At 68.6% G+C, this 25,770-nt stretch carries 23 protein-coding genes; 11 read left to right on the forward strand and 12 right to left on the reverse strand.

What is annotated here, in order from left to right; all coding sequences use genetic code 11:
* Positions 1-126 precede the first annotated feature (126 nt).
* Positions 127-1,500 carry a type II NADH:quinone oxidoreductase Ndh gene (locus EL337_RS14795; RefSeq protein ID WP_048631054.1) on the forward strand — a complete coding sequence of 458 codons (1,374 nt, stop codon included), beginning with the start codon at positions 127-129 and terminating at the stop codon, positions 1,498-1,500.
* Between the two features lie 4 nt (positions 1,501-1,504).
* Here EL337_RS14795 and EL337_RS14800 read toward each other — a convergent pair whose 3' ends face one another.
* The 8 genes from EL337_RS14800 to EL337_RS14835 form a co-directional block, all read right to left on the reverse strand.
* The gene (locus tag EL337_RS14800; protein WP_048631055.1) at positions 1,505-2,131 is read right to left on the reverse strand and encodes an urease accessory protein UreD; all 627 of its coding nucleotides are present in this window, start codon (positions 2,129-2,131) and stop codon (positions 1,505-1,507) included.
* Positions 2,132-2,824 (reverse strand): urease accessory protein UreG, encoded by a 693-nt coding sequence (gene ureG, locus EL337_RS14805; protein ID WP_048631056.1) that lies wholly within the window; start codon positions 2,822-2,824, stop codon positions 2,132-2,134.
* 14 nt (positions 2,825-2,838) lie between these two features.
* Positions 2,839-3,483, reverse strand: a complete 645-nt coding sequence (locus EL337_RS14810; protein WP_048631057.1) for an urease accessory protein UreF — start codon at positions 3,481-3,483, stop codon at positions 2,839-2,841.
* Positions 3,483-5,204 (reverse strand): urease subunit alpha, encoded by a 1,722-nt coding sequence (locus tag EL337_RS14815; protein WP_048631058.1) that lies wholly within the window; start codon positions 5,202-5,204, stop codon positions 3,483-3,485. Before EL337_RS14815 ends, EL337_RS14810 begins: the two co-directional genes overlap by 1 nt.
* Complete coding sequence (locus EL337_RS14820; RefSeq protein WP_048631059.1) at positions 5,201-5,515, reverse strand: urease subunit beta; 315 nt, start codon at positions 5,513-5,515, stop codon at positions 5,201-5,203. The genes EL337_RS14815 and EL337_RS14820 overlap by 4 nt, the downstream gene beginning before the upstream one ends.
* A gap of 16 nt (positions 5,516-5,531) precedes the next feature.
* The gene (locus tag EL337_RS14825) at positions 5,532-5,834 is read right to left on the reverse strand and encodes an urease subunit gamma (RefSeq protein WP_048631060.1); all 303 of its coding nucleotides are present in this window, start codon (positions 5,832-5,834) and stop codon (positions 5,532-5,534) included.
* Positions 5,835-5,886: 52 nt separating this feature from the next.
* The gene (locus EL337_RS14830; RefSeq protein WP_048631061.1) at positions 5,887-6,291 is read right to left on the reverse strand and encodes a PaaI family thioesterase; all 405 of its coding nucleotides are present in this window, start codon (positions 6,289-6,291) and stop codon (positions 5,887-5,889) included.
* 174 nt (positions 6,292-6,465) lie between these two features.
* The gene (locus EL337_RS14835) at positions 6,466-7,239 is read right to left on the reverse strand and encodes a hypothetical protein (protein WP_048631062.1); all 774 of its coding nucleotides are present in this window, start codon (positions 7,237-7,239) and stop codon (positions 6,466-6,468) included.
* A gap of 249 nt (positions 7,240-7,488) precedes the next feature.
* Between EL337_RS14835 and EL337_RS14840 the strand changes: the two genes are divergently transcribed.
* The 4 genes from EL337_RS14840 to EL337_RS14855 all read left to right on the forward strand — a co-directional run bounded on the left by EL337_RS14840 (position 7,489) and on the right by EL337_RS14855 (position 11,850).
* Positions 7,489-7,905: a BlaI/MecI/CopY family transcriptional regulator gene (locus EL337_RS14840; protein ID WP_048631063.1), complete on the forward strand. Its 417-nt coding sequence runs from the start codon at positions 7,489-7,491 to the stop codon at positions 7,903-7,905.
* 14 nt (positions 7,906-7,919) lie between these two features.
* Entirely contained in the window at positions 7,920-8,855 is a 936-nt protein-coding gene (locus EL337_RS14845; protein ID WP_048631064.1) for a M56 family metallopeptidase, read from the forward strand.
* A gap of 80 nt (positions 8,856-8,935) precedes the next feature.
* Complete coding sequence (gndA, locus tag EL337_RS14850; RefSeq protein WP_048631065.1) at positions 8,936-10,405, forward strand: NADP-dependent phosphogluconate dehydrogenase; 1,470 nt, start codon at positions 8,936-8,938, stop codon at positions 10,403-10,405.
* Positions 10,406-10,413: 8 nt separating this feature from the next.
* Positions 10,414-11,850, forward strand: coding sequence for a GuaB1 family IMP dehydrogenase-related protein (locus tag EL337_RS14855; protein ID WP_048631066.1), 1,437 nt, complete (start codon positions 10,414-10,416; stop codon positions 11,848-11,850).
* Here EL337_RS14855 and EL337_RS14860 read toward each other — a convergent pair.
* The 3 genes from EL337_RS14860 to EL337_RS14870 are packed head-to-tail and all read right to left on the reverse strand — an operon-like array spanning position 11,803 to position 15,501.
* Entirely contained in the window at positions 11,803-12,885 is a 1,083-nt protein-coding gene (locus tag EL337_RS14860) for an ABC transporter ATP-binding protein (RefSeq protein WP_048631067.1), read from the reverse strand. The two genes, EL337_RS14855 and EL337_RS14860, sit on opposite strands and share 48 nt — an antisense overlap.
* Entirely contained in the window at positions 12,878-14,425 is a 1,548-nt protein-coding gene (locus tag EL337_RS14865; protein ID WP_048631068.1) for an ABC transporter permease, read from the reverse strand. The genes EL337_RS14860 and EL337_RS14865 overlap by 8 nt, the downstream gene beginning before the upstream one ends.
* A gap of 8 nt (positions 14,426-14,433) precedes the next feature.
* Positions 14,434-15,501 (reverse strand): iron ABC transporter substrate-binding protein, encoded by a 1,068-nt coding sequence (locus EL337_RS14870; RefSeq protein ID WP_048631268.1) that lies wholly within the window; start codon positions 15,499-15,501, stop codon positions 14,434-14,436.
* 385 nt (positions 15,502-15,886) lie between these two features.
* Here EL337_RS14870 and EL337_RS14875 point away from each other — a divergent pair, with 385 nt between their 5' ends.
* The 6 genes from EL337_RS14875 (at position 15,887) to EL337_RS14900 (ending at position 24,928) form a co-directional block, all read left to right on the forward strand.
* A complete protein-coding gene (locus EL337_RS14875; protein ID WP_275992602.1) occupies positions 15,887-17,272 on the forward strand; it encodes a hemolysin family protein in 1,386 nt (461 codons plus the stop codon).
* On the forward strand, positions 17,265-18,326 hold the full coding sequence (locus EL337_RS14880; RefSeq protein WP_048631070.1) for a hemolysin family protein: 1,062 nt from the start codon (positions 17,265-17,267) through the stop codon (positions 18,324-18,326). The genes EL337_RS14875 and EL337_RS14880 overlap by 8 nt, the downstream gene beginning before the upstream one ends.
* Before the next feature lie 40 nt (positions 18,327-18,366).
* Positions 18,367-19,221, forward strand: coding sequence for a 3-methyladenine DNA glycosylase (locus EL337_RS14885; protein ID WP_232786730.1), 855 nt, complete (start codon positions 18,367-18,369; stop codon positions 19,219-19,221).
* Positions 19,222-19,308: 87 nt separating this feature from the next.
* The gene (locus EL337_RS14890) at positions 19,309-21,501 is read left to right on the forward strand and encodes a malate synthase G (protein WP_048631072.1); all 2,193 of its coding nucleotides are present in this window, start codon (positions 19,309-19,311) and stop codon (positions 21,499-21,501) included.
* Positions 21,502-21,550: 49 nt separating this feature from the next.
* A complete protein-coding gene (locus EL337_RS14895) occupies positions 21,551-23,479 on the forward strand; it encodes a substrate-binding domain-containing protein (RefSeq protein ID WP_048631073.1) in 1,929 nt (642 codons plus the stop codon).
* Between the two features lie 258 nt (positions 23,480-23,737).
* Positions 23,738-24,928 (forward strand): alkane 1-monooxygenase, encoded by a 1,191-nt coding sequence (locus tag EL337_RS14900; RefSeq protein WP_048631074.1) that lies wholly within the window; start codon positions 23,738-23,740, stop codon positions 24,926-24,928.
* On the opposite strand, the gene EL337_RS14905 is transcribed toward EL337_RS14900, so the two are convergent.
* Entirely contained in the window at positions 24,908-25,756 is an 849-nt protein-coding gene (locus EL337_RS14905) for an SDR family oxidoreductase (protein WP_048631269.1), read from the reverse strand. The genes EL337_RS14900 and EL337_RS14905 overlap by 21 nt on opposite strands.
* Positions 25,757-25,770 lie beyond the last annotated feature (14 nt).

Consider the following 25,770-nt stretch of genomic DNA (forward strand, 5'->3'; position numbering starts at 1 on the left):
GTGGGGTATCTCACCGCGCCACCCGGAAGGGCAACGACTAAAGTTTTCGTTGTTCTGAATGGGTAAAGAAGGAATCCGAGACGGGTCCGCCAAGGGATCCGGAAGCGGATCCGACAAGGAGCAGCAATGAGCCATCCCGGAGCCACTCCGTCCGACCGGCACAAAGTCGTCATCATCGGGTCGGGCTTCGGTGGGTTGACCGCAGCCAAGACGCTCAAGAAGGCAGACGTCGACATCAAGATGGTCGCCCGGACCACCCACCACCTGTTCCAGCCGCTGCTGTACCAGGTGGCGACCGGCATCATCTCAGAAGGCGAGATCGCCCCGGCGACCCGCGTGATCCTGCGCAACCAGAAGAACGCCCAGGTACTGCTCGGCGACGTCACCCGGGTGGACCTGGAGTCCAAGACCATCCGGTCCGAGCTGCTGGGACACACCTACGTCACGCCGTTCGACAGCCTGATCATCGCTGCCGGCGCAGGCCAGTCCTATTTCGGCAACGACCATTTCGCCGAGTTCGCCCCTGGCATGAAGTCCATCGACGATGCGCTGGAGTTGCGCGGCCGCATCCTCGGCGCCTTCGAGCAGGCGGAACGCTCCAGTGATCCCGCGCGGCGGGAGAAACTGTTGACGTTCGTCGTCGTGGGCGCAGGCCCGACCGGCGTCGAGATGGCCGGGCAGATCGCTGAATTGGCCGACCACACGCTCAAAGGCACGTTCCGCCACATCGATTCGACGAAGGCCCGGGTGATTCTGCTCGACGCCGCTCCCGCTGTGCTGCCCCCGATGGGTGAGAAACTCGGCAAGAAGGCGCAGGCCCGGCTGGAGAAGCTGGGCGTCGAGATCCAGCTCAACGCGATGGTCACCGACGTCGACCGCAACGGCATCACCGTCAAGGACCCCGACGGCACGATCCGTCGCATCGAGGCCGCATGCAAGGTGTGGTCCGCCGGGGTTTCGGCGAGCCCGCTGGGACGCGACCTGGCGGATCAGTCGGGTGTCGAGCTGGACCGCGCGGGCCGCGTGAAGGTGCTGCCCGATCTGTCGATCCCGGGCCACCCGAATGTGTTTGTCGTGGGCGACATGGCAGCGGTCGAAGGTGTCCCGGGCATGGCGCAGGGCGCGATCCAGGGTGGCAAGTACGCCGCCAAGGCCATCATGGCCGGCCTCAAGGGCGCCGATCCGACCCAGCGGGAGCCGTTCGACTACTTCGACAAGGGCTCGATGGCCACGGTGTCGAAGTTCAGCGCGGTGGCGAAGATCGGACCGCTCGAGTTCGGCGGCTTCATCGCGTGGCTGGCCTGGCTGTTCCTGCACCTGATCTATCTGGTCGGCTTCAAGACCAAGATCGTGACGATGCTGTCGTGGACGGTGACGTTCCTCGGACGCAACCGCGGCCAGTTGACCATCACCGAGCAGCAGGCCTATGCGCGAACACGCATCGAGGAGCTCGAGGAGATCGCGGCCGCCGTGCAGGAGACCGAGAAAGCGGCGAGTTAGTCCGTCACAGTCGGTCGCCCTGCCAGGTGGACAGGCAGCCGCCGCCGGCCAGCTCCAGCGTCGTCCCGACTCCGTCGACATCGCTGCGCGGATAACGCATCTCGCTGATGCAGGCACGGGGAGCGGCTATCTCGTCGTCGGCGAGGGACCCGTTGCCCAGCTCGACGCGATGTCGCAGCAGCGGCTTCCCGTCGATGTCGGCGTGCAGGGATCCTGACCAGAAGCCTTGACGCTCACCGGTTCTGCCGATCTGCACGCGTTCTCGCAGCCGTAGCACGCCGTCGCCGCCCAGGGTCAGCCGGGTGGCCGTGAAGTGCCGCGAGGTAGCCGCGACGATGGTCGGTTGCGGGTCGAGGTCGAGCTCCCCCGCGACGTCCAAGGTCCACGTCGAGTGGGACTCGTCGGTGGTCGCACCCGGCAGCGTCACCGTCGCCGCGACGGTGCGCAGTGTCAGCCGTGCACCGGGTTCCACCACCACCCGCATCTGGATCGCGTCGCCACCCAGCGGGGTGGCAACCGACGACACCAGATGCACCGTGTCGGTATCGGTGCGGCGGCCCGCGATGCCGCCGGTGCACTCGATGTGCGGTGCCCGGCCCCGTTTCGCGACGATCAGGACGTCCGAACGCATCTAGACGGCCTGTGCAACCCTGAGTTGCTCGCGCACCCAGTGCAGGACCGGCGTCGCCGCCGGGTCGGCGGTCAGCGAGATCAACACGAAGTGACGCTCGCCGCGCACGGTGGTCGCGTCGCGCCGCATCACGTCGAGGTCGGCGCCGACCATCGGGGCGAGGTCGGTCTTGTTGATCACCAACAGATCCGAGAACGTGACACCGGGTCCGCCTTTGCGCGGCACCTTGTCCCCGCCTGCGACGTCGATGACGAAGATCTGGACGTCGACCAGGCCTGAGGAGAACGTCGCGGTGAGGTTGTCCCCGCCGGACTCGACCAGGATGAGATCGAGAGCGTCGTGTCCCGCGATGAGGTCGTCGATTGCGTCCAGATTGGCGGTGATGTCGTCGCGGATCGCGGTGTGCGGACAGCCACCGGTCTGCACCGCGGCGATGCGGTCGTCGGGCAGCACAGCGTTGCGGCGCAGGAAGTCGGCGTCCTCGGTGGTGTAGATGTCGTTGGTCAGCACCGCGAGCGACAGTTCGTCGCGCAGCTGCCGGCACAGGGCGGCCACCAGTGCGGTCTTGCCCGAACCGACGGGTCCGCCGACACCGATGCGCAGCGGCTCACCCGGTTGCCGCACCCGGCGCGGCCGGTCGGTGTGGGCGTGCGGTTGGCCTACTTGATCGGATGCGAGGAAATGTGGGGGCATACGAAAAACCTTCCCTAGGAGGCGAACAGCGGTCGCTCGCGTTCGGTGTGCCGTTGCGCGAGGACGTCGAGCAGAGGATCGGACAGGTCGGCGAGCTCTTTGGCGGCTTCGGTGGCGGTGTCGTCGCACAGCTGCGACAGCGCGAAGGTCACCGCCGCGACGTCGCCGGGATCGAGCGCCAGCAACCGCTGCGCGGCCGTGGCCGATCCCGTCATCGTGGTGTAGACGACCGACAGGGCAGTGTGCAGGGGGTCCAGACCGCTGACCTCCCCGACGGCTCCGGCGGTCACTGCGAGATGCGGGGTGGGACCCAGCGCATCCCAGTCCCGATCCGGCCACACCCGCCGAGCCAGCCGGACCAAGCCGCGGCCCTGTGCTCGGGAGGCGTGGCGGGCAGCGGGAGACGGTGTGCGCGCATCGGTTTCGGTATCGCCGCCCTCCCCCGCCACCGCGGACAGCCCACCCCGGTGGACTGCGGCCGCCAGCGATGCGGTGACCAGGCCCGTGGTCCGGATCCGGCGCTTCAGGTACGCGCGCAGCGTGGCCACGTCGATGACCAGGCCGCTGGAGACGGCCTCCTCCACGCCGCCGGAATGGACGTGGCCACCGGTCGGCAGCCGGGAGTCGGCGAGGGTCAGCAGCGTGATCAGGCTGGACATCAGAAGAGGAAGTACCGCTGCGCCATGGGCAGTTCGGCTGCGGGCTGCTCCTGCCAGACATCACCGTCGATGTGCACCGTGAACGTATCCGGATCCACCCGGATGTCGGGGGTGGCGTCGTTGAGCGGCATCTGCGCCTTACCCACACCGCGGACATTGCCGACGGCAACGAGCCTGCGGTTCACGGCGATCCGGTCGGCCAGGCCGTCCTCGATCGCCTGCGGCGACACGAAATGCACCGACGTCGCCGCGGCCGCCGCGGGTGCGGCGCCGAACATCGGGCGGGGCAGCACCGGCTGCGGGGTCGGGATCGACGCATTCGCGTCACCCATCGCCGCCCACGCGATCATGCCGCCCTTGACCACCGCGTGCGGACGTACGCCGAAGAACGCGGGCTCCCACAGCACCAGGTCGGCGAGCTTGCCGACCTCGACTGATCCGACCTCGTGATCGATACCGTGGGCCACCGCCGGGCAGATGGTGTACTTCGCGACGTAACGCCGCGCGCGGTTGTTGTCGGCCGCGACGTCACCCGGCAGGAAGCCACGGCGCTTCTTCATCACGTGGGCGGTCTGCCACGTCCGCATCACCACCTCTCCGATGCGGCCCATCGCCTGCGCGTCACTGCCGATCATCGAGATCGCGCCGATGTCGTGCAGCAGGTCCTCGGCAGCGATCGTGGAGGGCCGGATCCGGCTCTCGGCGAACGCGAGATCCTCGGGCACGCTCGGGTTCAGGTGATGGCACACCATCAGCATGTCCAGGTGTTCGTCGAGGGTGTTGACGGTGTGGGGCCGCGTCGGGTTGGTGGAGCTCGGAAGGACGTTCGGCCTGCTGACGACCGTGATGATGTCGGGTGCGTGGCCGCCGCCCGCCCCTTCCGTGTGATAGGCGTGAATCGACCGGCCCTTGATCGCGGCGAGGGTGTCCTCGACGAACCCGGCCTCGTTGAGGGTGTCGGTGTGGATGTTGGCCTGCACACCCGCGGCCTCGCTCACCGTGAGGCAGGCGTCGATCGCGGCCGGCGTGGTTCCCCAGTCCTCGTGCAACTTGAATCCTGCAGCACCGCCGCGCAATTGCTCCCACATCGCCTCGGCGCTGACTGTATTTCCTTTGCCGAGCAGCGCCACGTTCAGAGGCCAGGTGTCGAGCGCTTCCAGCATCCGGGCCAGGTGCCAGGACCCGGGCGTGACGGTGGTGGCCTTGCTTCCCTCAGCGGGTCCGGTGCCGCCCGCGACGATCGTAGTGATCCCGCCACCCATCGCCTCTTCCATGATCTGCGGACAGATCAGATGGACGTGACAGTCGATGGCGCCCGCGGTGACGATGCGTCCGTTTCCGGCGATGATCTCGGTTGACGGGCCCACCACCAGGTCGGGATGCACCCCGGACATGATGTCGGGGTTACCCGCCTTGCCGATCGCGGTGATGCGGCCGTCCCGAATGCCGATGTCGGCCTTGATGACTCCCCAGTAATCCAGAATCACCGCGCCGGTGATGACGGTGTCGGGGGCACCCTCGGCACGGGTCGCGCGGGACTGGCCCATCGACTCGCGCAGCACCTTGCCGCCGCCGAAGACGGCCTCGTCGCCCGCCAGTCCGGGGCCGCCGCTGCGGTCCTCGGTGATCTCGATGAACAGGTCGGTGTCGGCCAACCTGATGCGGTCGCCGGTCGTGGGTCCGAACAGTGCGGCGTAGCGCGACCGGGACAGCTGGGTCATGAGGGGTCCAATCTGCCCGGCGGATCGAGGCTCAGGCCGTGCACCTCACGGGTGCCGGCAAGGGGAACGAGGCTGACGCGTTGCGCGACACCCGGTTCGAACCGGATCGCGGTACCTGCCGGGATGTCGAACCGGTAGCCGTGGGCGGCGGCGCGGTCGAAGTCCAGCGCGCTGTTGGACTGCGGCACATGTACGTGGGAACCGACCTGGACGGGCCGGTCGCCGGTGTTGACGATCTCCAGTTCCAGGCGCGGGGCGCCGGCATTGATCTCGATGTCTCCGTCGCCGAAGGCGATCTCGCCTGGGATCACTGGGCTGTCCTGCCTCTCACGGAATCGGGTCGTGGACGGTGACCAGCTTCGTGCCGTCAGGGAACGTCGCCTCCACCTGGACGTCGTGGAGCATCTCGGGAATCCCGTCCATGACGTCGTCGCGGCCGAGAACTTCTCGGCCGCTGACCATCAACTCCGCCACCGTGCGGCCGTCGCGGGCACCCTCGAGAATGTGGTCGGTGATCACCGCGACCGACTCGGGGTGGTTCAGCTTCAGGCCGCGCGCCTGCCGGCGACGGGCGAGCTCGGCGGCATACGACAGCAGCAGCCGTTCCTGTTCATGCGGCGTCAAACGCATAGTGGGCGATACTGCCATCTCCGACCGCAGTCAGCAGCGCTCGCACTGGGCGCTACTCGTCGGGAATGTTCTGCAGCCGCACCTGGCCGCGCGCGACGACCTTGTCGGCCTCGTCGGTGAGGGTGATCAGCCACAGCTGCTGACGACGACCGCGGTGGATCGGCGTCGACGTGGCGGTGACCGTCCCGGACCGGATCGCACGCAGGAAGTCGGTGTTGTTGTTGACGCCGACGACCGTGCCGCCGCCGTTGCCCGTGAGCCAGACGTGGCCCGACACGCTGGCCATGCTCTCGATCACCGCACAGTAGACGCCGCCGTGCACAATTCCCCACGGCTGCAACAGTTTCTCGGTGATGTGCAGTTGCGCGCGGCCGCCGTCGGGCGTCATCTCGAGGTAGGTCAGGCCCAGCTCGGCGTCGAATCCGTCACCGAGGCCGTCAGGAAGATCAGTGGTCACGGCTTGTGTCTACCACCACGGTCGCAGCGAAAGTGGAAGAGCCCCACGCATGAAGCGTGGGGCTCTTCCTTCGGTCGGACCGGGGGTCTCTGCAGCCCTCAGGACTCCGGCACGGTCCGTTGGTATCCGAAGTTCGGGGATCAACCCGACCTCCATAGGATAGGCAAGCCTGCCCTAATTAAGCAAGAGCTTCCCCGAATTCATCCGGGATGTGCCGCGTACCGGAAGGCCGAACTTCACCAGAGCATCGAGCACGGCCTGCCCGCGCCGCATGCTGACGACCTCGCTCGAACCCGCCAGCAGCGGAATCTGCGTGGCCGCGCTGACGACCGCGCCACCGACGAGGTGCCACATGGCCGCCACCGGCATCGCACCCCCACTGACCGTCGCGAGCTTGTCGAAGAGCGGCTCCAGCGCCCGGTGGCTGCGGTGGGCGACCCAGGTGGTCAACGCCGCCTCACTCGGCAGAGCACGGATCCCGTCGGGCGCCGGACGTCCTACCGTCCTTCGGCTCCGGAACGCCGGATCGTCGGGAAGTGCCCGCACCGCGGGATCGACGACACCCACCCAGTCGATGGCGCCTTCGGAGTCCACGTGCACCCACAGGTTCTCCAGGCCGGTGTCCCAGGCCCGCCCCTCCAGGACGAGAAGGGGGACGACGCGCCCCACCACGACGTGGGCAAAGGTCGCCGCCAACTGCTGGGCCACGGAGGCCCGACTGTCGGTCTCGGCCATCCCCGCGGCGAACATGGTGTTCAGGCGGTCGGTCGTCAGGATCTCGGCCAGCGGCCACCAGCGCCGCCGCGACAGGTCACCCATCACCGCGACGCCGTAGACGCGTGGGCATTCCCGATACAGCTCGCGGAGTCGCTGACTGGACTCGTGCAGCGGCAGCATGCGCCGGATGGACATGCTTGCGATGAGCGGATCCTCGACCAGCACCGACATGGCACCTCCGATCGGTAGTTAGGTAAGGCTTAGTGAATTAGGTTAGCCTTACTATAGGCACGAGGGCCTGGGGTGCGACACCCTGTGACTGGACTCACACAGCCGCCGGGATCCATGGCGACCGAAGGGACGTTGGCATTCGCACGAGCAGCTTTTGGGTAGACGGACCTGGGACGCGAGCTCATACGACACGCGGTAGTAATCCCGTAGTACGCTTTTGAGCTACAGCCGGTAGGAGATGAACGGAAGATGGCCAAGCTGACTCGGCTCGGGGAACTGGAACGCTCGGTGATGGACCACCTGTGGTCCGCGGGCGAGCCGCAGACCGTGCGTCAGGTGCATGAAGCCCTGTCCGCGCGGCGTGACCTTGCTTACACGACGATCATGACCGTGCTGCAGCGGCTGGCCAAGAAGAGCCTGGTCCTGCAGCACCGCGACGACCGCGCGCACCGCTACGCACCGACCCACGGCCGCGATGAGCTGGTCGCGGGCCTGATGGTGGACGCTCTCGACCAGGCGGCCGACTCCGGCGGCCGCGAAGCAGCCCTCGTGCACTTCGTCGAGCGCGTCGGCGTCGACGAGGCAGCCGCACTGCGCCGCGCACTGGCCGAATTGGAAGACAAGCACCGGTCCGACACACCCGCTGGCGATTCGGGTACCAGCTGAGGGACACTGGCAGTGTGTCCGCGCTGGCCTTCACCATCGTTGCCTTGCTCCTGTCGGGGCCGGTGCCTGCGATGCTCGCCAGAGCCCGATGGCCGCTACGCGCGCCCCGAGCCGCCATAGTCCTGTGGCAGTCGATAGCGCTGGCCGCCGTCCTCTCGGCGTTCTCGGCCGGGATCGCCATCGCCAGCCGCCTTTTCGTGCCGGGTCCCGACGGACGGCCCACCGCGACGATCACCAGCGAGATCGATGCCCTGGGCTGGCCGCTGTGGACGGCCTACGTGGTGGTGTTCGTTCTCACCCTGATGATCGGTGCCCGGCTGATGGCCTCGGTGGTCGGCGTCGCGATCGCGACGCGACGGCGTCGGGCGCACCACCGGATGGTGGTCGATCTCGTCGGGGCTCATCGCTCCCGCCCGTGGGGGCAGCACGGACTGCGCATCCTGGACGTCGCAGAGCCACTGGCCTACTGCCTCCCCGGCGTACGCAGTCGCGTCGTGGTCAGCGAGGGCGCGTTGAAAGCCCTGTCCGACAGTGAGGTCGGCGCGATCCTGGAGCACGAGAGAGCCCATCTGCGGGCGCGGCACGATCTGGTGCTGGAGATGTTCACCGCGGTGCATGCCGCGTTCCCCCGGCTGGTCCGCAGCGCGCACGCGCTGCAGGCCGTCCGCTTGTTGATCGAGCTGCTCGCCGACGACGCCGCCGTCCGCGCCGAGGGTCCCACTCCCCTGGCCCGAGCGCTGGTGGCGTGCGCATCCAGCCGGGCACCCAGCGGGGCGCTGGCCGCAGGTGGTCCCACGGCCGTGGTGCGGGTGCGTCGACTCGGCGGTAAGCCCAACAGCAGAATCCTGGCGGCCTGCGCCTATGTCGCGGCAGCAGCCGTCCTTGTCTTTCCCACCGTCGCGCTGGCGGTGCCCTGGTTGAACGAGCTGCACCGACTGTTCCTCGCCTAACGGGGGACGCACGCGGTGCCGTCTCGGCGTTGTCAGTGTCACAAGCTGTGCCGTACACGGAGATCGAAAGGGTTTCGTCTATGAGTTCGTCGCCTGAGAGTTCGTCGTCCACCACGGGGACCGCCCAGATCGGTGTCACCGGCCTCGCGGTCATGGGATCGAACATCGCGCGCAACTTCGCCAGCCACGGCTACACCGTGGCGCTGCACAACCGCTCGATCGCCAAGACCGACGCGCTGCTCGCCGAACACGGATCCGAGGGCAAGTTCGTCCGCAGTGAGACGATCGCCGAGTTCCTGGACGCACTGGAGAAGCCGCGCCGCGTACTGATCATGGTCAAGGCCGGCGAACCCACCGACGCGGTGATCAACGAGCTCGCCGACGCCATGGAAGAGGGCGACATTATCATCGACGGCGGCAACGCCCTCTACACCGACACGATCCGTCGGGAGAAGGCGATCCGCGAGCGGGGCCTGCACTTCGTCGGTGCCGGCATCTCCGGCGGCGAGGAGGGCGCCCTCAAGGGGCCGTCGATCATGCCCGGCGGTCCCGCCGAGTCGTACGAGAGCCTCGGCCCGCTGCTGGAGGAGATCTCCGCCCACGTCGACGGCGTGCCGTGCTGCACCCACATCGGGCCTGACGGCGCAGGCCACTTCGTCAAGATGGTGCACAACGGCATCGAGTACTCCGACATGCAGCTCATCGGCGAGGCCTACCAGCTGCTGCGCGACGGCATAGGTCTCTCGGCCCCCGAGATCGCCGACGTGTTCGCCGAGTGGAACACCGGCGACCTGGACAGCTTCCTGATCGAGATCACCGCCGAGGTGCTCAAGCAGGTCGACGCCAAGACCGGCAAGCCGCTGGTCGACCTGATCCTCGACGAGGCCGAGCAGAAGGGCACGGGCCGCTGGACGGTCAAGTCCGCGCTGGACCTCGGCATCCCGGTGACCGGCATCGCGGAGGCCGTCTTCGCCCGCGCCCTGTCGGGCTCCGTCGCCCAGCGCAAGGCCACCACCGGACTGGCATCCGGCGAGCTGGGCGAAAAGCCCAGCGACGCCAAGCAATTCATCGACGACGTCAGCAAGGCGCTGTACGCGTCGAAGATCATCGCCTACGCCCAGGGCTTCAATCAGATCCAGGCCGGCTCCAATGAGTACGACTGGGGCATCACACCCGGCGACATGGCGACCATCTGGCGCGGCGGCTGCATCATCCGCGCCAAGTTCCTCAACCGGATCAAGGACGCCTTCGACAACCAGCCCGACCTGCCGACGCTGATCGTCGATCCGTACTTCCGCGACGCGATCGAAAACGCCATCGACAGCTGGCGCCGGGTGGTGGTCACGGCCACCGAGCTGGGCATCCCGATCCCCGGCTTCTCGTCCGCGCTGTCCTACTACGACGGGCTGCGCACCGAGCGCCTGCCCGCCGCCCTCACCCAGGGTCTGCGGGACTTCTTCGGTGCCCACACCTACGGCCGCATCGACACCGACCCCGCGAAGCGGTTCCACACACTGTGGAGCGGTGACCGCAGCGAGGTCGAGGTCTAGGCCCGCCCGTGAAGTTCCTCGAAGGTCACCGGCCGCCGTACGACCTCACCTACAACGACGTCTTCATCGTCCCTGGACCGTCCGACGTCCCGTCGCGCTTCGACGTGGACCTGTCGACGATCGACGGGTCGGGCACGACGATCCCCGTGGTGGTCGCCAACATGACCGCCGTCGCCGGCCGCCGGATGGCCGAGACGGTGGCCCGCCGTGGCGGCATCGTGGTTCTGCCGCAAGACCTTCCGCCATCGGCCGTCACGCACACCGTGGACTTCGTCAAAAGCCGTGACCTGGTGGTCGACACCCCGGTGACCCTGTCGCCGGACGACTCGGTGTCCGATGCGGCCGCGCTGATCCACAAGCGGGCGCACGGTGCCGCCGTCGTCCTGTTCGAGAATCGTCCGATCGGCCTGGTCACCGACGCGGCGTGCCATGGCGTCGACCGCTTCACCCGGGTGCGCGACGTCGCCGTCTCGGACTTCGTCTCCGCACCGGTGGGAACCGATCCCCGCAAGGTGTATGACCTGCTCGAGCATGCGCCCGTCGACATCGCCGTCCTCACCGAGGCCGACGGGTCGCTGGCAGGCGTACTCACCCGCACCGGAGCCGTCCGCGCGGGCATCTACACCCCCGCCGTCGACGCCGCGGGGAGGCTGCGGATCGCCGCGGCCGTCGGCATCAACGGCGACGTCGGAGCCAAGGCCCGCGAACTTGCCGAGGCCGGCGTCGACCTGCTGGTCATCGACACCGCCCACGGCCACCAGCACAAGATGCTCGACGCGATCGCGGCGGTGGCGTCGATGGATCTGGGCCTGCCGCTGGCTGCCGGCAATGTGGTGTCGGCGGGCGGTACCCGCGACCTGATCAACGCCGGCGCGTCCATCGTCAAGGTCGGCGTCGGCCCCGGGGCCATGTGCACCACCAGGATGATGACCGGAGTCGGACGTCCGCAGTTCTCCGCGGTGGTCGAATGTGCAGCGGCGGCAAAAGAACTCGGCGGTCACGTGTGGGCGGACGGCGGTGTCCGCCACCCCCGCGACGTCGCGCTGGCACTGGCCGCGGGAGCGTCGAACGTGATGATCGGGTCCTGGTTCGCGGGCACCTACGAGTCTCCGGGCGATCTCATGCGCGACCGGGACGGCCAACCGTACAAGGAGAGCTACGGCATGGCCTCCAAACGCGCCGTCGCCGCCCGCACCGCGGCCGACAGCTCATTCGACCGTGCCCGCAAGGGGCTCTTCGAAGAGGGCATCTCGACCTCGAGGATGGGCCTCGACCCCGCGCGCGGTGGGGTGGAGGATCTGATCGACCACATCACCTCGGGGGTTCGCAGCACCTGTACCTACGTCGGCGCGGTCACCCTGCCGGAGCTCCACGAGAAGGTGGTGCTCGGTGTGCAGTCAGCCGCCGGATTCGCCGAGGGACACCCGCTGCCCACCGGTTGGTGACGGATACGCGAGCACGTCGCCCGCGACCTCGACGCTGACGGTGGCGCCGGCATCCAGCCGCGCCGGACCCGGACTCCGCAGATGCAGCGCGGCGCCGTCGGCGAGCTCGACGTGGATGACGGTGTCCGCCCCGTAGAACCGGCACGAGGTCACCCGGGCGGCGGCCCCAGAGCCGTTCGCGGTGATCCGGACCTGCTCGGGCCGTAGCACCACCACCGCGGACCCGTCGGGCATCTCCTGCCGCGCCCGCAGCGGCCCGAGCGCGGTGTGCACGGTGCCTGCGGTCACGCTGCCCGCGACTTCTACTGTGCTGCCGATGAATCGGGCGTTCGCCAGCGTGGTGGGGCGCTCGTAGAGTTCGGTGGGCGTGCCGTGCTGGGCGACCACCCCGTCTGTCAGCAGGGCCACCGAGTCGGCGAGCGACAGCGCTTCGGACTGGTCGTGGGTGACCAGCAGTGCTGTGGTGCCGGTGGCCCGCAGGATCGTGGCGATGTCCTCCCGCACCCGGACCCGCAGACCGGCGTCCAGTGCGGCGAACGGTTCGTCGAGCAGAAGCACCCGCGGGCGGGCGGCGAGCGCCCGTGCCAGCGCGACCCGCTGCTGCTGACCACCTGAGATCTGGTGTGGGCGGGCGTCGGCGAGGCCATCCAGACCGACCACCGACAGCCAGTGCGCGACCTGGCCGCCGGCCTGCCTGCGGGTGGCCCGGTCCAGACCGAACGCGATGTTCTCCCCCACGCTCAGATGCGGGAACAGCGCGCCCTCCTGCGGCATGAGGCCGACCCGCCGGCGGTGCACAGGCACCGTCGCACCCGCACCGGCCATCGCGTCCCCGCCGATGCTGACCACCCCGGAGTCGGGGTCTTCGAAGCCGGCCAGGATGCGCAACAGCGTGGTCTTGCCGCAGCCCGAGGGGCCGAGAACCGCGGTGATCGAGCCTGCCGGTATCTCGAGGTCGACGCCGGACAGCACCGCACGGTCGCCGAACGACTTGACGACCCCGGCGACGACGACATCGGCGGGCTGGTCAGTCACTGCGCACCTCCTCGCGGAAGTTGGCGCTCCACAAGCCGAGAACGGCCGTGGGGATCGCGGCGAAGACCACCAGCGCGGCCGCATACGGAGCGGCGGCGGCGTAGTCGCTGACAAAGCTGCTCTTCCACAGCCGAGTGGCCAGGGTATCGGTACCGGTTGGGTGCAGCAGCAGGGTCACCGGCAGTTCCTTCATGCAGGTCAACAGCACCAGCGCAGCTCCGGCCGCGATGGCCGGGGTGGCGTTGCGCGCGGTGACGGTGAGGAACGCGCGCAACGGTCCGCGACCGAGCGAGCGGGCGACCTCCTCGAGCCGGACGGGCGCCGCCTCCACCGCGGAGCGCACCGAACCGACCGCAAGCGGAATGAACAGCACGGCGTAGGCCAGGATCAGCAGCGGCTCCCGCTGGTAGAAGGGCCGCAGCAACAGCACCCCGACCGACACCATGGAGATGGCCACCACGATCGACGGCAGGCCGTGTGAAAGATAGCTGGCTCCTTCGAGCATTCGGGTGGCGCGACTGCGGTAGCGCGCGGCGAGCACGCCGAGGGGCAGCGCCGCGAGCGTGCAGACCACGGCCGCGGCCAGCGACAGCCAGACCGTCGCCGACAGCGCGGAAGTCCACTGCTCGCGATCCCATCGCACGCCGCCGGCGACCAGCCAGTCGGCGAGTTCGGCGAACGGGACCACCAGGGCCGCGGCCAGCACCGCGAGCGCGGGCACGAGCGCGACGGCACGCCAACGGCCCAGGCGGTCGACGGGCGCGGGCCGCGGCGTTCCCGACCCGATCCGCGATGCGGCGCTGCGCCCCCTGGTGCGATGCTCGGCCAGCACCAGGGCGACCGCGAACACCAGCAGCACCAGGGACAGCACCGCCGCACGGGCAGGGTTGAAACCGGATCGGTAGGCGCCGAAGATCACCCACGTGAACGCCTCGTAGCGCATGACGGCCACGGCGCCGAAATCGCTGAGCACGTACAACGCGACCAACAGTGCGCCGGCCGCGATCGCGGCCCGCGTCTGACGTAGCGTCACGCGGCCCAACACCGCGAAACCGCTGAGGCCCAACGACCGTGCGACCTCCTCCTGCGCCGGGTCCACCCGGGACAGAGCAGCCATCGTCGTCATCATGACCAGCGGATAGCTCACCAGCGTCAGTATCAGGCACGCCCCCCAGAAGCCGGTGACACCGGGCGCCACCGACACCCACAGATACCCGAGCAGATAACTCGGCATCGCCAGCGGCAGGGTCAGCGCCACCGTCAGCGCCCGTCGGCAGGGCATGTCGGTGCGATTGATCAACACCGCGAAGCCGACGCCGAGGATGACACACGCCGCGGTCACCACACCGACGAGCATCATCGATCGGCCGATCAGCGCCGCGGTTCTGGGTTGAACCAGTTCGTGGGCGATGAAACCCACCCCACGCTCGTTGGCGCGCTGGGCCAGATACAGCAGCGGCAGCAGGGTCGCGGCTACCACCACGGCGGCCGCGAGCACCAGGGGAACCGGTGCGCGCGACCGCCAGGAGAAACGCGGCATCTAGGTGATCAGTTGGTCAGCAACCCGGTCTCGACGAGCATCTCCTGGGTGGCCTCCAGGTCGTCGAGCTGCGAGAGGTCGACCGCGGGGGGCTGCAACTCGGCCAGCGGCGGCATGTCGCCGTTGGGGGCGATCCCCGCGACGAGCGGGTACTCCGTGGTCTCCTCGGCGAAGTACTGCTGACCGGCGGTGCTCACCAGATAAGCGGCCAGTTCCTGGGCCTGCTCGGGGTGGGCCGCGGTCTTCAGCACGCCGATGCCGGCGACGTTGACCAGGCCGCCCGGGTCACCCGGCGCCATGAACTGGTTGCGGGCCACGACCTGGTCGGCGGACGTGCTGTTGATCAGCTCGTACAGGTAGTAGTGGTTGGTCAGGGCCACCGGCAGCTCGCCGTTGTTGACGGCATCGCGCATCGGGCCGTTGCCTTCGTACGGGCGTGGCTCCTGCGCGGCGAACGCCTCCAGCCACTGCCGTGCCGCGTCGTCGCCGCGCGTCACGCGCAGACCGGTCACGAACGACTGCCAGGACGCGTTGCTGGGGGCATAACCGATCTTGCCGCGCCACTCCGGCGCCAGGAGTCCGTCGATGGTGTCAGGGACGTTCGGCGCCAGCTCGGGGTTGTAGACCAGGACGCGAGCCCGGCCGGACACGCCGAGCCAGCTGCCGTCTGCCGCGGAGTACGCGGCGGGGACCGCGGCCAGCGTCTCGGGGTTGATCGGTGCGAACAGACCGGCCTTGGCGACCGCACCGAGCGCGCCGGCATCCTGGGACAGGAACACGTCGGCAGGTGAGCTGTCACCCTCGGTGATCAACTGGGCGGCGAGCTCGCCGGATCCGGCGTAGCGGGCCTCGACCTCGATCCCGGTGTCTGCGGTGAACTTCTCGAGCAGCGGGGCGACCAGATCTTCCGAGCGTCCCGAGTACACGACCACGCGATCGGTGGACCCTTCCGCAGCGGTGCCGCCCGACTCGGAGGAATCGGATCCGGATCCGCATGCGCTGAGCGAGAGCGCCAGTACGGCTGCGGACAGCGTGGCGGCGACGCGGGCCACCGGCCCGGAACGGGATATCGACATTGGGTAGTTGACCTCACCTTTCATTGAGACGACCGGCGTTGGCCGCACGCGACTGAGGTAAGGCCAACCTATCATCCTGTGAAGTCACTGTGACCGAGGAGAAGCCGACGCGGGTGGACGTGCTGCGTGCCGCCGCGGCTCCGCTAACATGTGTTGACAATCAGCCGATTTCGCGCAATGAACCACGGCGCGGCTTCCACGTAGACGAGAGGGACCAGGTGCCGCAGGCACTGGATGGCGATCCATCCGAGCCGGCCACACACGCCGAGCGGGCTGATCACGAGCCCTGCGAGGCCGAACCGTCCCCTAGGTGGCCGGGCCTTCGACCCGGCTTATCCCACGTCGCGAACGAACAGTCACGTGGAGCGATTCGGTGAGCCTCACGATGTCGTTGCTCGCGCTGCTGGCGTTCGCACTGCTCACCGCGGGCACCGCGGTGTTCGTTGCCGCGGAGTTCTCCCTGACCGCGCTGGAACGCAGCACGGTCGAGGCCAACGCCCACTCCGGTCACCGGCGCGATCTCATGGTGCAGCGCGCACATCGCACGCTGTCCACCCAGCTGTCCGGGGCCCAGGTCGGCATCTCGATCACCACGCTGGCCACCGGTTTCCTCGCCGAGCCCGTGGTCGCACGGCTCATCGAGCCCGGCCTGGTCGCCGCCGGCCTGCCGAATAGCTGGGCCAGCCCGCTCGCTCTGGCGCTGGCGATCCTGATCGCGACCTCGGTCTCCATGGTGTTCGGCGAGCTGGTACCCAAGAACCTCGCGGTCGCCCGCGCCGTGCCCACGGCGCGCTGGTCGGCGGGCCCGCAGCTGATGTTCTCGTTCCTGTTCACCCCACTCATCCGGCTCACCAACGGCACCGCGAACTGGATACTGCGCCGCCTCGGTATCGAACCCGCCGAAGAGCTGCGGTCCGCGCGGTCACCTCAGGAGTTGGTGTCACTGGTGCGCACCTCGGCGCGCAGCGGATCACTGGACCCCGTCACGGCCGTTCTCGTGGACCGCTCGCTGCAGTTCGGCGTCCGTACCGCCGAGGAACTCATGACACCGCGCTCCAAGATCGACACCCTGGAGGCCGACGACACCGTGCTCGACCTCAGCGAGGCAGCCGTCCGGACCGGGCACTCGCGCTTCCCGGTCATCCGCGGCGACCTCGACGAGACCATCGGCGTCGTGCACGTCAAGCAGGTCTTCGAAGTTCCCGCCGCGGCGCGCGCGACCACCAGGCTGTCCGATCTGGCGCTGACCGTCACCAAGGTGCCGTCCACTCTCGACGGCGATGCCGTGATGGCCGAAGTACGGGCCAACGGCCTGCAGACCGCGCTCGTCGTCGACGAGTACGGCGGCACCGCAGGCATGGTCACCGTGGAGGACCTGATCGAGGAGATCGTCGGCGACGTCCGTGACGAGCACGATTCGGAGCCGCCCGATGTCGTGTCCGACAACCGCGGTGGCTGGCAGGTGTCGGGCCTGCTGCGCATCGACGAGGTCGCCGAAGGGACCGCGTTCCGGGCACCCGAAGGAGATTACGAAACCATCGGCGGACTGGTGCTGGAGAAACTCGGCCACATCCCCGAGGAGGGCGAATCGGTCGAACTGACCGCCTTCGACCCCGACGGACCGGTGGAGGACCCGGTGCTCTGGCGCGCGACCGTGGTGAAGATGGACGGCCGCCGGATCGATCAACTCGAGCTGACCGAGCTGGGCCGCAAGGCCGACCGCGGCGACGAACCCGACGACCTCGACGGGCAGGAGGCCCGCGATGGGTGACATCTTCGGGGTGCTGCTGACGTTCGTGCTGCTGGGCGCCAACGCCTTCTTCGTCGCGTCGGAGTTCGCGCTCATCTCCGCGCGCCGGGACCGGCTGGAAGCGCTCGCCGAACAGGGCAAGAAGAGCGCTGTGACCGTCATCAGGGCCGGCGAGAGGCTCTCGCTGATGCTCGCGGGCGCCCAGCTGGGCATCACCGTGTGCTCGATCCTGCTGGGCCGCGTCGCCGAGCCCGCCGTGGCCCACCTGCTGGAAAAGCCGTTCGGCCTGCTCGGTATCCCCGACGCGCTGCTGCACACCGTGTCATTCCTGGTGGCGCTGTCGATCGTGGTGACGCTGCACGTGCTGCTCGGCGAGATGGTGCCGAAGAACATCGCGATCGCCGGCCCCGAGTCGACGGCGATGCTGCTGATCCCGGTGTACCTGGTCTACATGCGGGCAGCACGCCCGTTCATCGCGTTCTACAACTGGTGCGCCAACGCCACGCTGCGCAGCTTCGGTGTCGAACCCAGGGACGAACTCGACATCACCGTGTCCACGGTGGAGCTCTCCGAGATGATCGCCGAGTCGTTGTCCGAAGGCCTCCTCGATCCCGAAGAGCACAGCAGGCTGACACGGGCGCTGCAGATCCGGACCCGGTCCGTCGACGACGTGGCCATCCCGTTGCATCAGATCCGCGCCGTGCCGGTCGCCAGGGAAGGCGCGGGCCCGACGGTGGCCGCGATCGAGGACGCACTGCGCGAGACCGGCTACTCGCGGTTCCCGGTCGCCGACCTGAACGGCACGTTCATCGGCTACCTGCACATCAAAGACGTGCTGCCGCTGGTCGGCGACACCACCGACGAGGACGCAGTCTGCGATTCGTCGATGATCCGGCCGCTGCCCCGGGTGCCGGCCTCGCTGCCGCTGCCCGACGCGCTGACCCGGCTGCGCAGCCGCAACAGCCACCTCGCGCTGGTCACCGCGTCCGACGGCGCCGTCTCGGCGGTGGTGGCGCTCGAAGATCTGGTCGAGGACCTCGTGGGAACGGTCCGCGACGGCACGCATCGTGTCTGATCGGCGCTCCCCCGCCGTGCCCGATTGGCGCTCTCGCGCCGTGCCCGATTGGCGCTCCCGCGCCGAAGCCCACCGCACCCGCGCGGACCACCTGCTCGCCCCGCACCTCGCCCGTCGACAGGCGGGGGTGGCGCACCCCGTCTACGACTTCCTCTTCACCTACTACAGCGTGCGACCGCGCCAGCTGCGCGTCTGGCACCCCGGCTACGGCGTGGTGCTCGACGGTGCCGCCTCCGAGGCCTACCTCGACCGCGCCGGCTACGTCCGCGAGGCCGACGGTGTCACCGTCAGCCGTGAACATCTGCACGCGCGCCTGGGCACTGTGACGTTCATCGCGGACCTGTTGCGCGCCACCGCGTCGCGTCCCGCGCGGTTCAACTGTTTCGGCCTGCACGAATGGGCGATGGTGTACCGGGCGCCGTCGGTGCGTCACGCGCAGGTGCCACTACGACTCGACCCCGCCGGCACCGATGCTGTCGTCGAGTCGATGCCGTTGCGCTGCAGCCACTTCGACGCCTATCGGTTCTTCACCGATGCGGCCGCGCCGCGCAACGCGCACCCCCTGACCCGGCAAACCCAGGTCGCCGCAGAGCAGCCGGGCTGCGTGCACGCGGGAATGGACCTCTACAAGTGGGCGGTCAAGCTGGGACCGCTGATCGAGTCGGGTCTGGTGCTGGATTGCCTGGAGCTCGCGACCGAGGCCCGAGAGCTCGACATGCGGGCCAGTCCCTACGATTTACGCGGACTGGGGTTCTCGCCCATCGCGGTCGAAACCCCCGGCGGGAGGCGCGAATACGCCCGAGCCCAGGAGGCGATCAGTGAGCGCGCGGCCCCGCTACGGGCCGGGCTGCTGGAGCGCTGCGCGGCTCTGCTGGACACCGCCGCCGGAGAATAGCCCTGTTACCGGTGGGTAAGCTGGACACTTGAGGTGCAAGACAGTGCAAGGGCACACGCGGGTGCGCGTGCCGGCAAGGGAGGAATCATGGCCGATCGCGTGACGGTGGGTAACCTGCGCGTCGCCCCCGTGTTGTACGAGTTCGTCAACAACGAGGCGCTGCCGGGCACCGATATCGACCCCGACACGTTCTGGTCCGGCGTGGACAAGATCGTCGCCGACCTGACCCCCAAGAATCAGGATCTGCTCGCCCGCCGCGACGACCTGCAGGCGCAGATCGACAAATGGCACCGCGCGCGGGTGATCGGCGGCTTCGAGCCCGCGGATTACCGGCAGTTCCTCACCGACATCGGCTACCTGGAAGCAGAGCCCGCCGACTTCACGATCACCACCTCGGGCGTCGACGACGAGATCACCACCACCGCGGGCCCGCAGCTCGTGGTGCCGATCCTCAATGCGCGGTTCGCGCTCAACGCCGCCAACGCGCGCTGGGGATCGCTGTACGACGCGCTCTACGGCACCGACGTCATCTCCGACGAGGGCGGTGCCGAAGCCGGAAGCGGCTACAACCCCGTCCGCGGCGACAAGGTGATCGCCTACGCCCGAAAGTTCCTCGACGGCGCGGTGCCGCTGGCCGAAGGCTCCTGGGCCGACATCGAACAGTTGACGATCGACGACGGTGTGCTGTCACCCGCTCTCGCCGATCCCGAGAAGTTCGTCGGCTACCTGGGTGAGCCGGCCGCGCCGACCGCCGTGCTGCTGCAGAACAACGGGCTGCACATCGAGATCCTGGTCGACGCCGACTCGCCCATCGGCTCCACCGACAAGGCCGGCATCAAAGACGTCGTCCTGGAATCAGCGATCACCACGATCATGGATTTCGAGGATTCCGTGGCCGCGGTCGATGCCGACGACAAGGTGCTGGGCTACCGGAACTGGCTCGGGCTGAACCGCGGCGACCTGGCCGAAGAGGTCAGCAAGGGTGACAAGACGTTCACCCGCGTCCTCAGCGACGACCGCACGTTCACCGCCCCCGGCGGCGAGTCCGAGCTGACGCTGCCGGGTCGCAGCCTGATGTTCGTGCGCAACGTCGGGCACCTGATGACCAACGACGCGATCGTCTTCGACGACGACGGGGCCGACGGCGCCGAAGTGCCCGAGGGCATCCAGGACGCACTGTTCACCGGCTTGATCGGCATCCACGGCCTGAAATCCGACGGCGCCGACGACACCAAGAACGGTCCACACGTCAACAGCCGCACCGGGTCGATCTACATCGTGAAACCCAAGATGCACGGACCCGACGAGGTCGCGTTCACCTGCGAGCTGTTCAGCCGCGTCGAGGACGTCCTCGGTCTGCCGCAGACCACCCTCAAGGTCGGCATCATGGACGAGGAGCGGCGCACCACGCTGAACCTCAAGGCATGCATCAAGGCCGCCGCCGACCGCGTCGTCTTCATCAACACCGGGTTCCTGGACCGCACCGGCGACGAGATCCACACCTCGATGGACGCGGGCCCGATGATCCGCAAGGGCGCGATGAAGTCGACCGACTGGATCCAGGCCTACGAGAACCAGAACGTCGACATCGGCCTGGAGACCGGGCTGTCCGGCCGGGCGCAGATCGGCAAGGGCATGTGGGCCATGACCGACCTGATGGCCGACATGGTCGAACAGAAGATCGGACAACCCAAGGCCGGCGCCACCACGGCGTGGGTGCCCTCGCCGACCGCCGCCACCCTGCACGCGATGCACTACCACCAGGTCGACGTGTTCGCGGTGCAGAAGGAGCTGACCGGTGAGCGCCGCGGCACCGTGGAACAGCTGCTGACGATCCCGCTGGCCAAGGAGCTGGCCTGGGCGCCGGAAGAGATCCGCGAAGAGGTCGACAACAACTGTCAGTCGATCCTCGGCTACGTGGTGCGCTGGATCGACGCCGGCGTCGGCTGCTCGAAGGTGCCCGACATCCACGACGTCGCCCTCATGGAGGACCGCGCGACACTGCGCATCTCCAGCCAGCTGCTGGCCAACTGGCTGCATCACGGTGTGATCACCGAAGAGGACGTCAAGGCCAGCCTGCGCCGCATGGCCGCGATCGTCGACGAGCAGAACGCCAGCGACCCCGACTTCCGGCCGATGGCCCCCGACCCGGACGGCAGCATCGCCTTCCAGGCGGCTCAGGAGCTGATCCTGTCGGGCACTTCGCAGCCCAACGGTTACACCGAGCCGATCCTGCACCGGCGGCGCCGGGAGTTCAAGGCAGCTAGTACCGTTGGCTGACGCGTACAGGGCACCACAGACCGGTCAATCGAGCGAGGCTTAGAACGGCATGGGCAGACACAGCCTCCCCGATCCGCAGGAGTCGGGTGGTAAGCAGCCCGAGGAGCCGCAGACCGAACGCATCGGCTTCTCCGCGGACTCGGGTGATCACCCTGACGTCGAAGACCAGTTCTACGGTCCTGCCGGCGATTCCGGCGAGCCGCCGAAGTCCGGTCCGCAGCACAGCGGCGGCTGGGAAGACGGCGAGTGGACAGGCACCCACCGTGCCGTGACCGCCGGCCGGCGCGGTGTCAGCGTAGGTGTCATCGTCGCGCTCGTCGCCGTCGTCGCGGTGGTCGCCGTCGTCATCCTGTGGCGCTTCATCGGCGACTCGCTGTCCAGCCGGTCCGACGTCGCCGCCGCCCGGTGCGTGGACGGCCAGCTCGACGTCGCGGTGCTCGCCGACCCCGCCATCACGGACTCCATCGCGGCGCTCGCCGAGCGGTACAACGACACCGCGGCACCCGTCGGCGACCGCTGTGTCAACGTCGGTGTCAAGCCGGCCGACTCCGACCAGGTGCTCAACGGATTCCGCGAGCAGTGGCCTGCCGACCTCGGTGCCCGCCCGGCCCTGTGGATCCCGGCGAGTTCGATGTCGGAGGCGCGGCTGGAATCCGCATCCGGCGCTCAGATCGTCAGCGACAGCCGCTCGCTGGCCACCTCACCCGTGGTGCTCGCCGTGGCACCTGAGCTCAAAGAGGCTCTGGGCGAGCAGAATTGGGGCACCTTGCCCAGGCTGCAGACCGATCCCCGCTCACTCGACACGCTCGGGTTGCCAGGGTGGGGTGGGCTGCGCCTTGCCCTGCCGCTCGGCGACGACAGCGACGCCTCATTCCTGGCCGCCGAGGCGGTCGCCGACGCGGCAGCGCCGGCCGGACAACCCGCCACCGCAGGCCTGGGCGCGGTGAACACGCTGATGGCCGGCGCGCCTGAGCTACCCGACACCGACGCCGGTACCGCCCTCGACGCACTCGCCGGCGCCGACGATCCGGCGCGTGCTCCTGTCCACGCGGTCGCCACCACCGAGCAACGGGTGTTCCAGCGCTCGTCCACCCCCGACGCGCAGGGCTCGCTGGCGTCGTGGCTGCCGCCGGGGCCCACCGCGATGGCGGACTTCCCCACCGTGTTGCTGTCCGGAGACTGGCTGACCCAGGAGCAGGTGACCGCGGCCAGCGAGTTCGCGCGCTTCATGCGCAAACCAGAACAGCTCGGCGAGCTCGCCAAGGCCGGGTTCCGCGTCGAAGGCGTGGCGCCGCCGGCCAGCGACGCCGTCGACTTCGCACCGCTGTCCGCGCCACTGAGCGTCGGAGACAACGCGCTGCGGACCACCATCGCCGACACGCTGACCACGCCGGCGCAGAGCCCCACCGTCACGATCATGCTGGACCAGTCGATGTCCGCCGACGAGGGCGGCGCCACCCGGCTCGCCAATGTCGCCGACGCCCTCACGGCGCGCGTCCAGGCGCTTCCCCCGGACTCCGGGGTCGGCCTGTGGACGTTCGACGGTGTGCAGGGACGCTCGGTGGTCAGCGTCGGACCTCTGTCCGAGCCGCTCAACGGAGCGCCGCGCTCGGACGCGCTGACCGCGGCGCTGAACGCGCAGTCACCCTCGGGGGGCGGTGCGGTGTCGTTCACGACGCTGCGTCTGGCCTACACCGACGCGTCGGCCAAGTTCCGCGAAGGGCAGAAAAACTCGATTCTGGTGATCACCACCGGACCGCACACCGACCGATCGCTGAGCGCGTCCGGCCTGCAGGATTACGTGCGGGGCGCCTTCAACGCCGACCGCCCGGTGGCGGTGAACGTCATCGACTTCGGTGACGACTCCGATCGGGCCACCTGGGAGGCCGTCGCCGAGATCACCGGCGGCAGTTACCAGAACCTCGCCACGTCGGCGTCCCCGGAACTGGCAGCGGCGATCTCGACAATGCTGTCCTGATACTTCCGTTGGCAATCGGCTTTGCTGCGCGGCCCCGGTCTCCGGTTGGCGAATCCGTGCCCATCGAGTGCCGAATTGGGTCTGTGCAGGCGCCCAGCAAACCGATGGCAGAGCGGACGCGGCGGTACGGCGCGTGAAGTCACTTCGCTGCAAAGATTGCTCGTGGCGCGCTGCAATGGTATGACGGCGTTACCGAATCGTCGCTCGGGGCTGCGATGATCGAAGAACCGTTCGGCTAAGGGGGGGACTCATCGAACGATGCTGATCCAGCACCAGAGACGTGGACAGGAAACTCGAACGCCAGGCGTTGCTCACGCCTGGCGTGACAGGAAGCGCTATGTGTGGCTGCTCGGGTTGATCATCCCCACGCTGGTTCCGATGTCGTGGGCCGCCGCGGCGCTGACCGAGTGCGGACTGTTCTGGTGGTCCGGGCCGCTGCTGATGTTCCTCGTGATCCCGGTACTGGACCATCTCGTGGGCCCCGACGCCGACAATCCGCCCGACAGTGCGCTGAGCTGGCTGGAGGACGACAAGTACTACCGGTGGGCGACATACGGCTACCTGCCCGCCCAGTACGTGTCCCTGGCCCTGGCGTGCTGGCTGTGGAGCGGTGGCGGCGGGGTCACGATGACCGAACCCGACAAGTTCGGTCTCATGCTCACCGTCGGCGGTGTGGCAGGAGTGGCGATCAACACCGCCCACGAACTCGGCCACCAGCGCGCTCAGTCGGAACGCTGGCTCAGCAAGGTCGCTTTGGCACAGTCCGGATACGGCCACTTCTTCGTCGAGCATAACCGCGGCCATCACGCGCGCGTCGCCACCCCCGAGGATCCGGCCAGCGCCCGTTTCGGCGAGAGCCTCTACGCGTTTCAGTTCCGCTCGTTCTGGGGCAGCCTGCGCTCGGCATGGCGCATCGAGCGCAGACGCCTCAGCCGCCGGGGGCGCTCCCCCTGGACGCTGCGCAACGACGTGCTGAATTCGTGGCTGATGACCGCAATCCTGTTCGCGGTCCTGGTCGCGGTGTTCGGCGTCGATGTGCTGATCTGGCTCGTCGGCCAGGCGGTGGTCGGCATCTGCCTGCTGGAATCGATCAATTACCTGGAGCATTACGGACTTCGGCGGCAACGGCGTGCGGACGGCAACTATGAGCAGGTCCGCGCGGCGCACAGCTGGAACAGCAACTCGGTGATCTCGAACGTGTTCCTGTTCCACCTGCAGCGGCATTCCGATCACCACGCGAACCCGCACCGGCGGTACCAGGCGCTCTGCCACGCCGACGAAGCCCCTCAGCTGCCGTCGGGCTACGCGACGATGGTGCTGCTGGCGCTGTTCCCGCCACTGTGGCGCCGGGTGATGGATCGGCGGGTGCTGGCCCACTACAACGGGGACATCGGCAAGACCGCACTCAGTCCGCGCCGGGAGGCCCGGCTACTGCAGCGGCACGGCTGACTGCACCTGACGGGTGCGCGACAGCGCGGCCGCGGACGTTCGCATCGACAGCGCGGGCGAAAGCCGTTCCAGATACCACAGCGCCTTCCACCAGCGCGGCACCACGATGATCGCCTGGTTGCGGAGCACCGCGTGTAATGCCTTGTCGGCGAACACGTCTGCGTCCATCGGCCGCAGCGCCTCACCCAGCTTCAGCTGATCCTCGCGGCTGACCGTCTTGTTCCGTCCGTACTCGCCACCGGTGAGGATCGGTGTGCGCACCACACCGGGGCACAGGACAGAGACCCGCACACCGTGCGTGGCGCCCTCCACCCGCATCGTCTTCGACAGCGCGACCACCGCGTGCTTGGTCGCCGAGTAGCCGGCCTGGGCGGAGGTGGTGATGAGGCCTGCCATGGACGCGGTGTTGACGATGTGGCCACTGCCCTGCGCGATCATCACCGGGTAGGCGGCCCGCACGCCGTGGATCACGCCGCGCAGATTGACGTCGATGACATCCGTCCAGTCATCGAGGGTGAGGGTGTCGACCTCCCCACCGATCCCGATGCCGGCGTTGTTGAACAGATAGTCGATGCGCCCGTCCGTCTGGACGGTCCGGCCGATCGCTTCGCTGAAAGCGTCGGGGTCCCGCACGTCGAGTTCGACGGCGTGGGCTGCCGCACCCAGTTGATCCGCGAGGGCCCGGGCGGCGTCGACCTGGCGGTCGGCGATCCACACGTGTGCGCCGGCAGAGGCCAGCTTCGCCGCCAGGGCAGCCCCGATGCCTGACGCGCCGCCGGTGATGAATGCGACCTTTCCGGACAGTTCGGTGATGCCTCTGGATGCCATCCGCGAAGGATAGC

This window comes from Mycolicibacterium aurum (assembly GCF_900637195.1).
Taxonomy (GTDB): Bacteria; Actinomycetota; Actinomycetes; order Mycobacteriales; family Mycobacteriaceae; genus Mycobacterium; species Mycobacterium aurum.

What these genes read in the sequence shown, in the direction of transcription:
- EL337_RS14795 (WP_048631054.1), top strand. Translation starts at nt 127, where the DNA reads ATGAGCCATCCCGGAGCCACTCCGTCCGACCGGCACAAAGTCGTCATC.
- EL337_RS14800 (WP_048631055.1), bottom strand. Translation starts at nt 2,131, where the DNA reads ATGCGTTCGGACGTCCTGATCGTCGCGAAACGGGGCCGGGCACCGCAC.
- ureG (WP_048631056.1), bottom strand. Translation starts at nt 2,824, where the DNA reads ATGCCCCCACATTTCCTCGCATCCGATCAAGTAGGCCAACCGCACGCC.
- EL337_RS14810 (WP_048631057.1), bottom strand. Translation starts at nt 3,483, where the DNA reads ATGTCCAGCCTGATCACGCTGCTGACCCTCGCCGACTCCCGGCTGCCG.
- EL337_RS14815 (WP_048631058.1), bottom strand. Translation starts at nt 5,204, where the DNA reads ATGACCCAGCTGTCCCGGTCGCGCTACGCCGCACTGTTCGGACCCACG.
- EL337_RS14825 (WP_048631060.1), bottom strand. Translation starts at nt 5,834, where the DNA reads ATGCGTTTGACGCCGCATGAACAGGAACGGCTGCTGCTGTCGTATGCC.
- EL337_RS14835 (WP_048631062.1), bottom strand. Translation starts at nt 7,239, where the DNA reads ATGTCGGTGCTGGTCGAGGATCCGCTCATCGCAAGCATGTCCATCCGG.
- EL337_RS14840 (WP_048631063.1), top strand. Translation starts at nt 7,489, where the DNA reads ATGGCCAAGCTGACTCGGCTCGGGGAACTGGAACGCTCGGTGATGGAC.
- gndA (WP_048631065.1), top strand. Translation starts at nt 8,936, where the DNA reads ATGAGTTCGTCGCCTGAGAGTTCGTCGTCCACCACGGGGACCGCCCAG.
- EL337_RS14865 (WP_048631068.1), bottom strand. Translation starts at nt 14,425, where the DNA reads ATGCCGCGTTTCTCCTGGCGGTCGCGCGCACCGGTTCCCCTGGTGCTC.
- EL337_RS14870 (WP_048631268.1), bottom strand. Translation starts at nt 15,501, where the DNA reads ATGTCGATATCCCGTTCCGGGCCGGTGGCCCGCGTCGCCGCCACGCTG.
- EL337_RS14875 (WP_275992602.1), top strand. Translation starts at nt 15,887, where the DNA reads ATGTCGTTGCTCGCGCTGCTGGCGTTCGCACTGCTCACCGCGGGCACC.
- EL337_RS14880 (WP_048631070.1), top strand. Translation starts at nt 17,265, where the DNA reads ATGGGTGACATCTTCGGGGTGCTGCTGACGTTCGTGCTGCTGGGCGCC.
- EL337_RS14890 (WP_048631072.1), top strand. Translation starts at nt 19,309, where the DNA reads ATGGCCGATCGCGTGACGGTGGGTAACCTGCGCGTCGCCCCCGTGTTG.
- EL337_RS14895 (WP_048631073.1), top strand. Translation starts at nt 21,551, where the DNA reads ATGGGCAGACACAGCCTCCCCGATCCGCAGGAGTCGGGTGGTAAGCAG.
- EL337_RS14900 (WP_048631074.1), top strand. Translation starts at nt 23,738, where the DNA reads ATGCTGATCCAGCACCAGAGACGTGGACAGGAAACTCGAACGCCAGGC.
- EL337_RS14905 (WP_048631269.1), bottom strand. Translation starts at nt 25,756, where the DNA reads ATGGCATCCAGAGGCATCACCGAACTGTCCGGAAAGGTCGCATTCATC.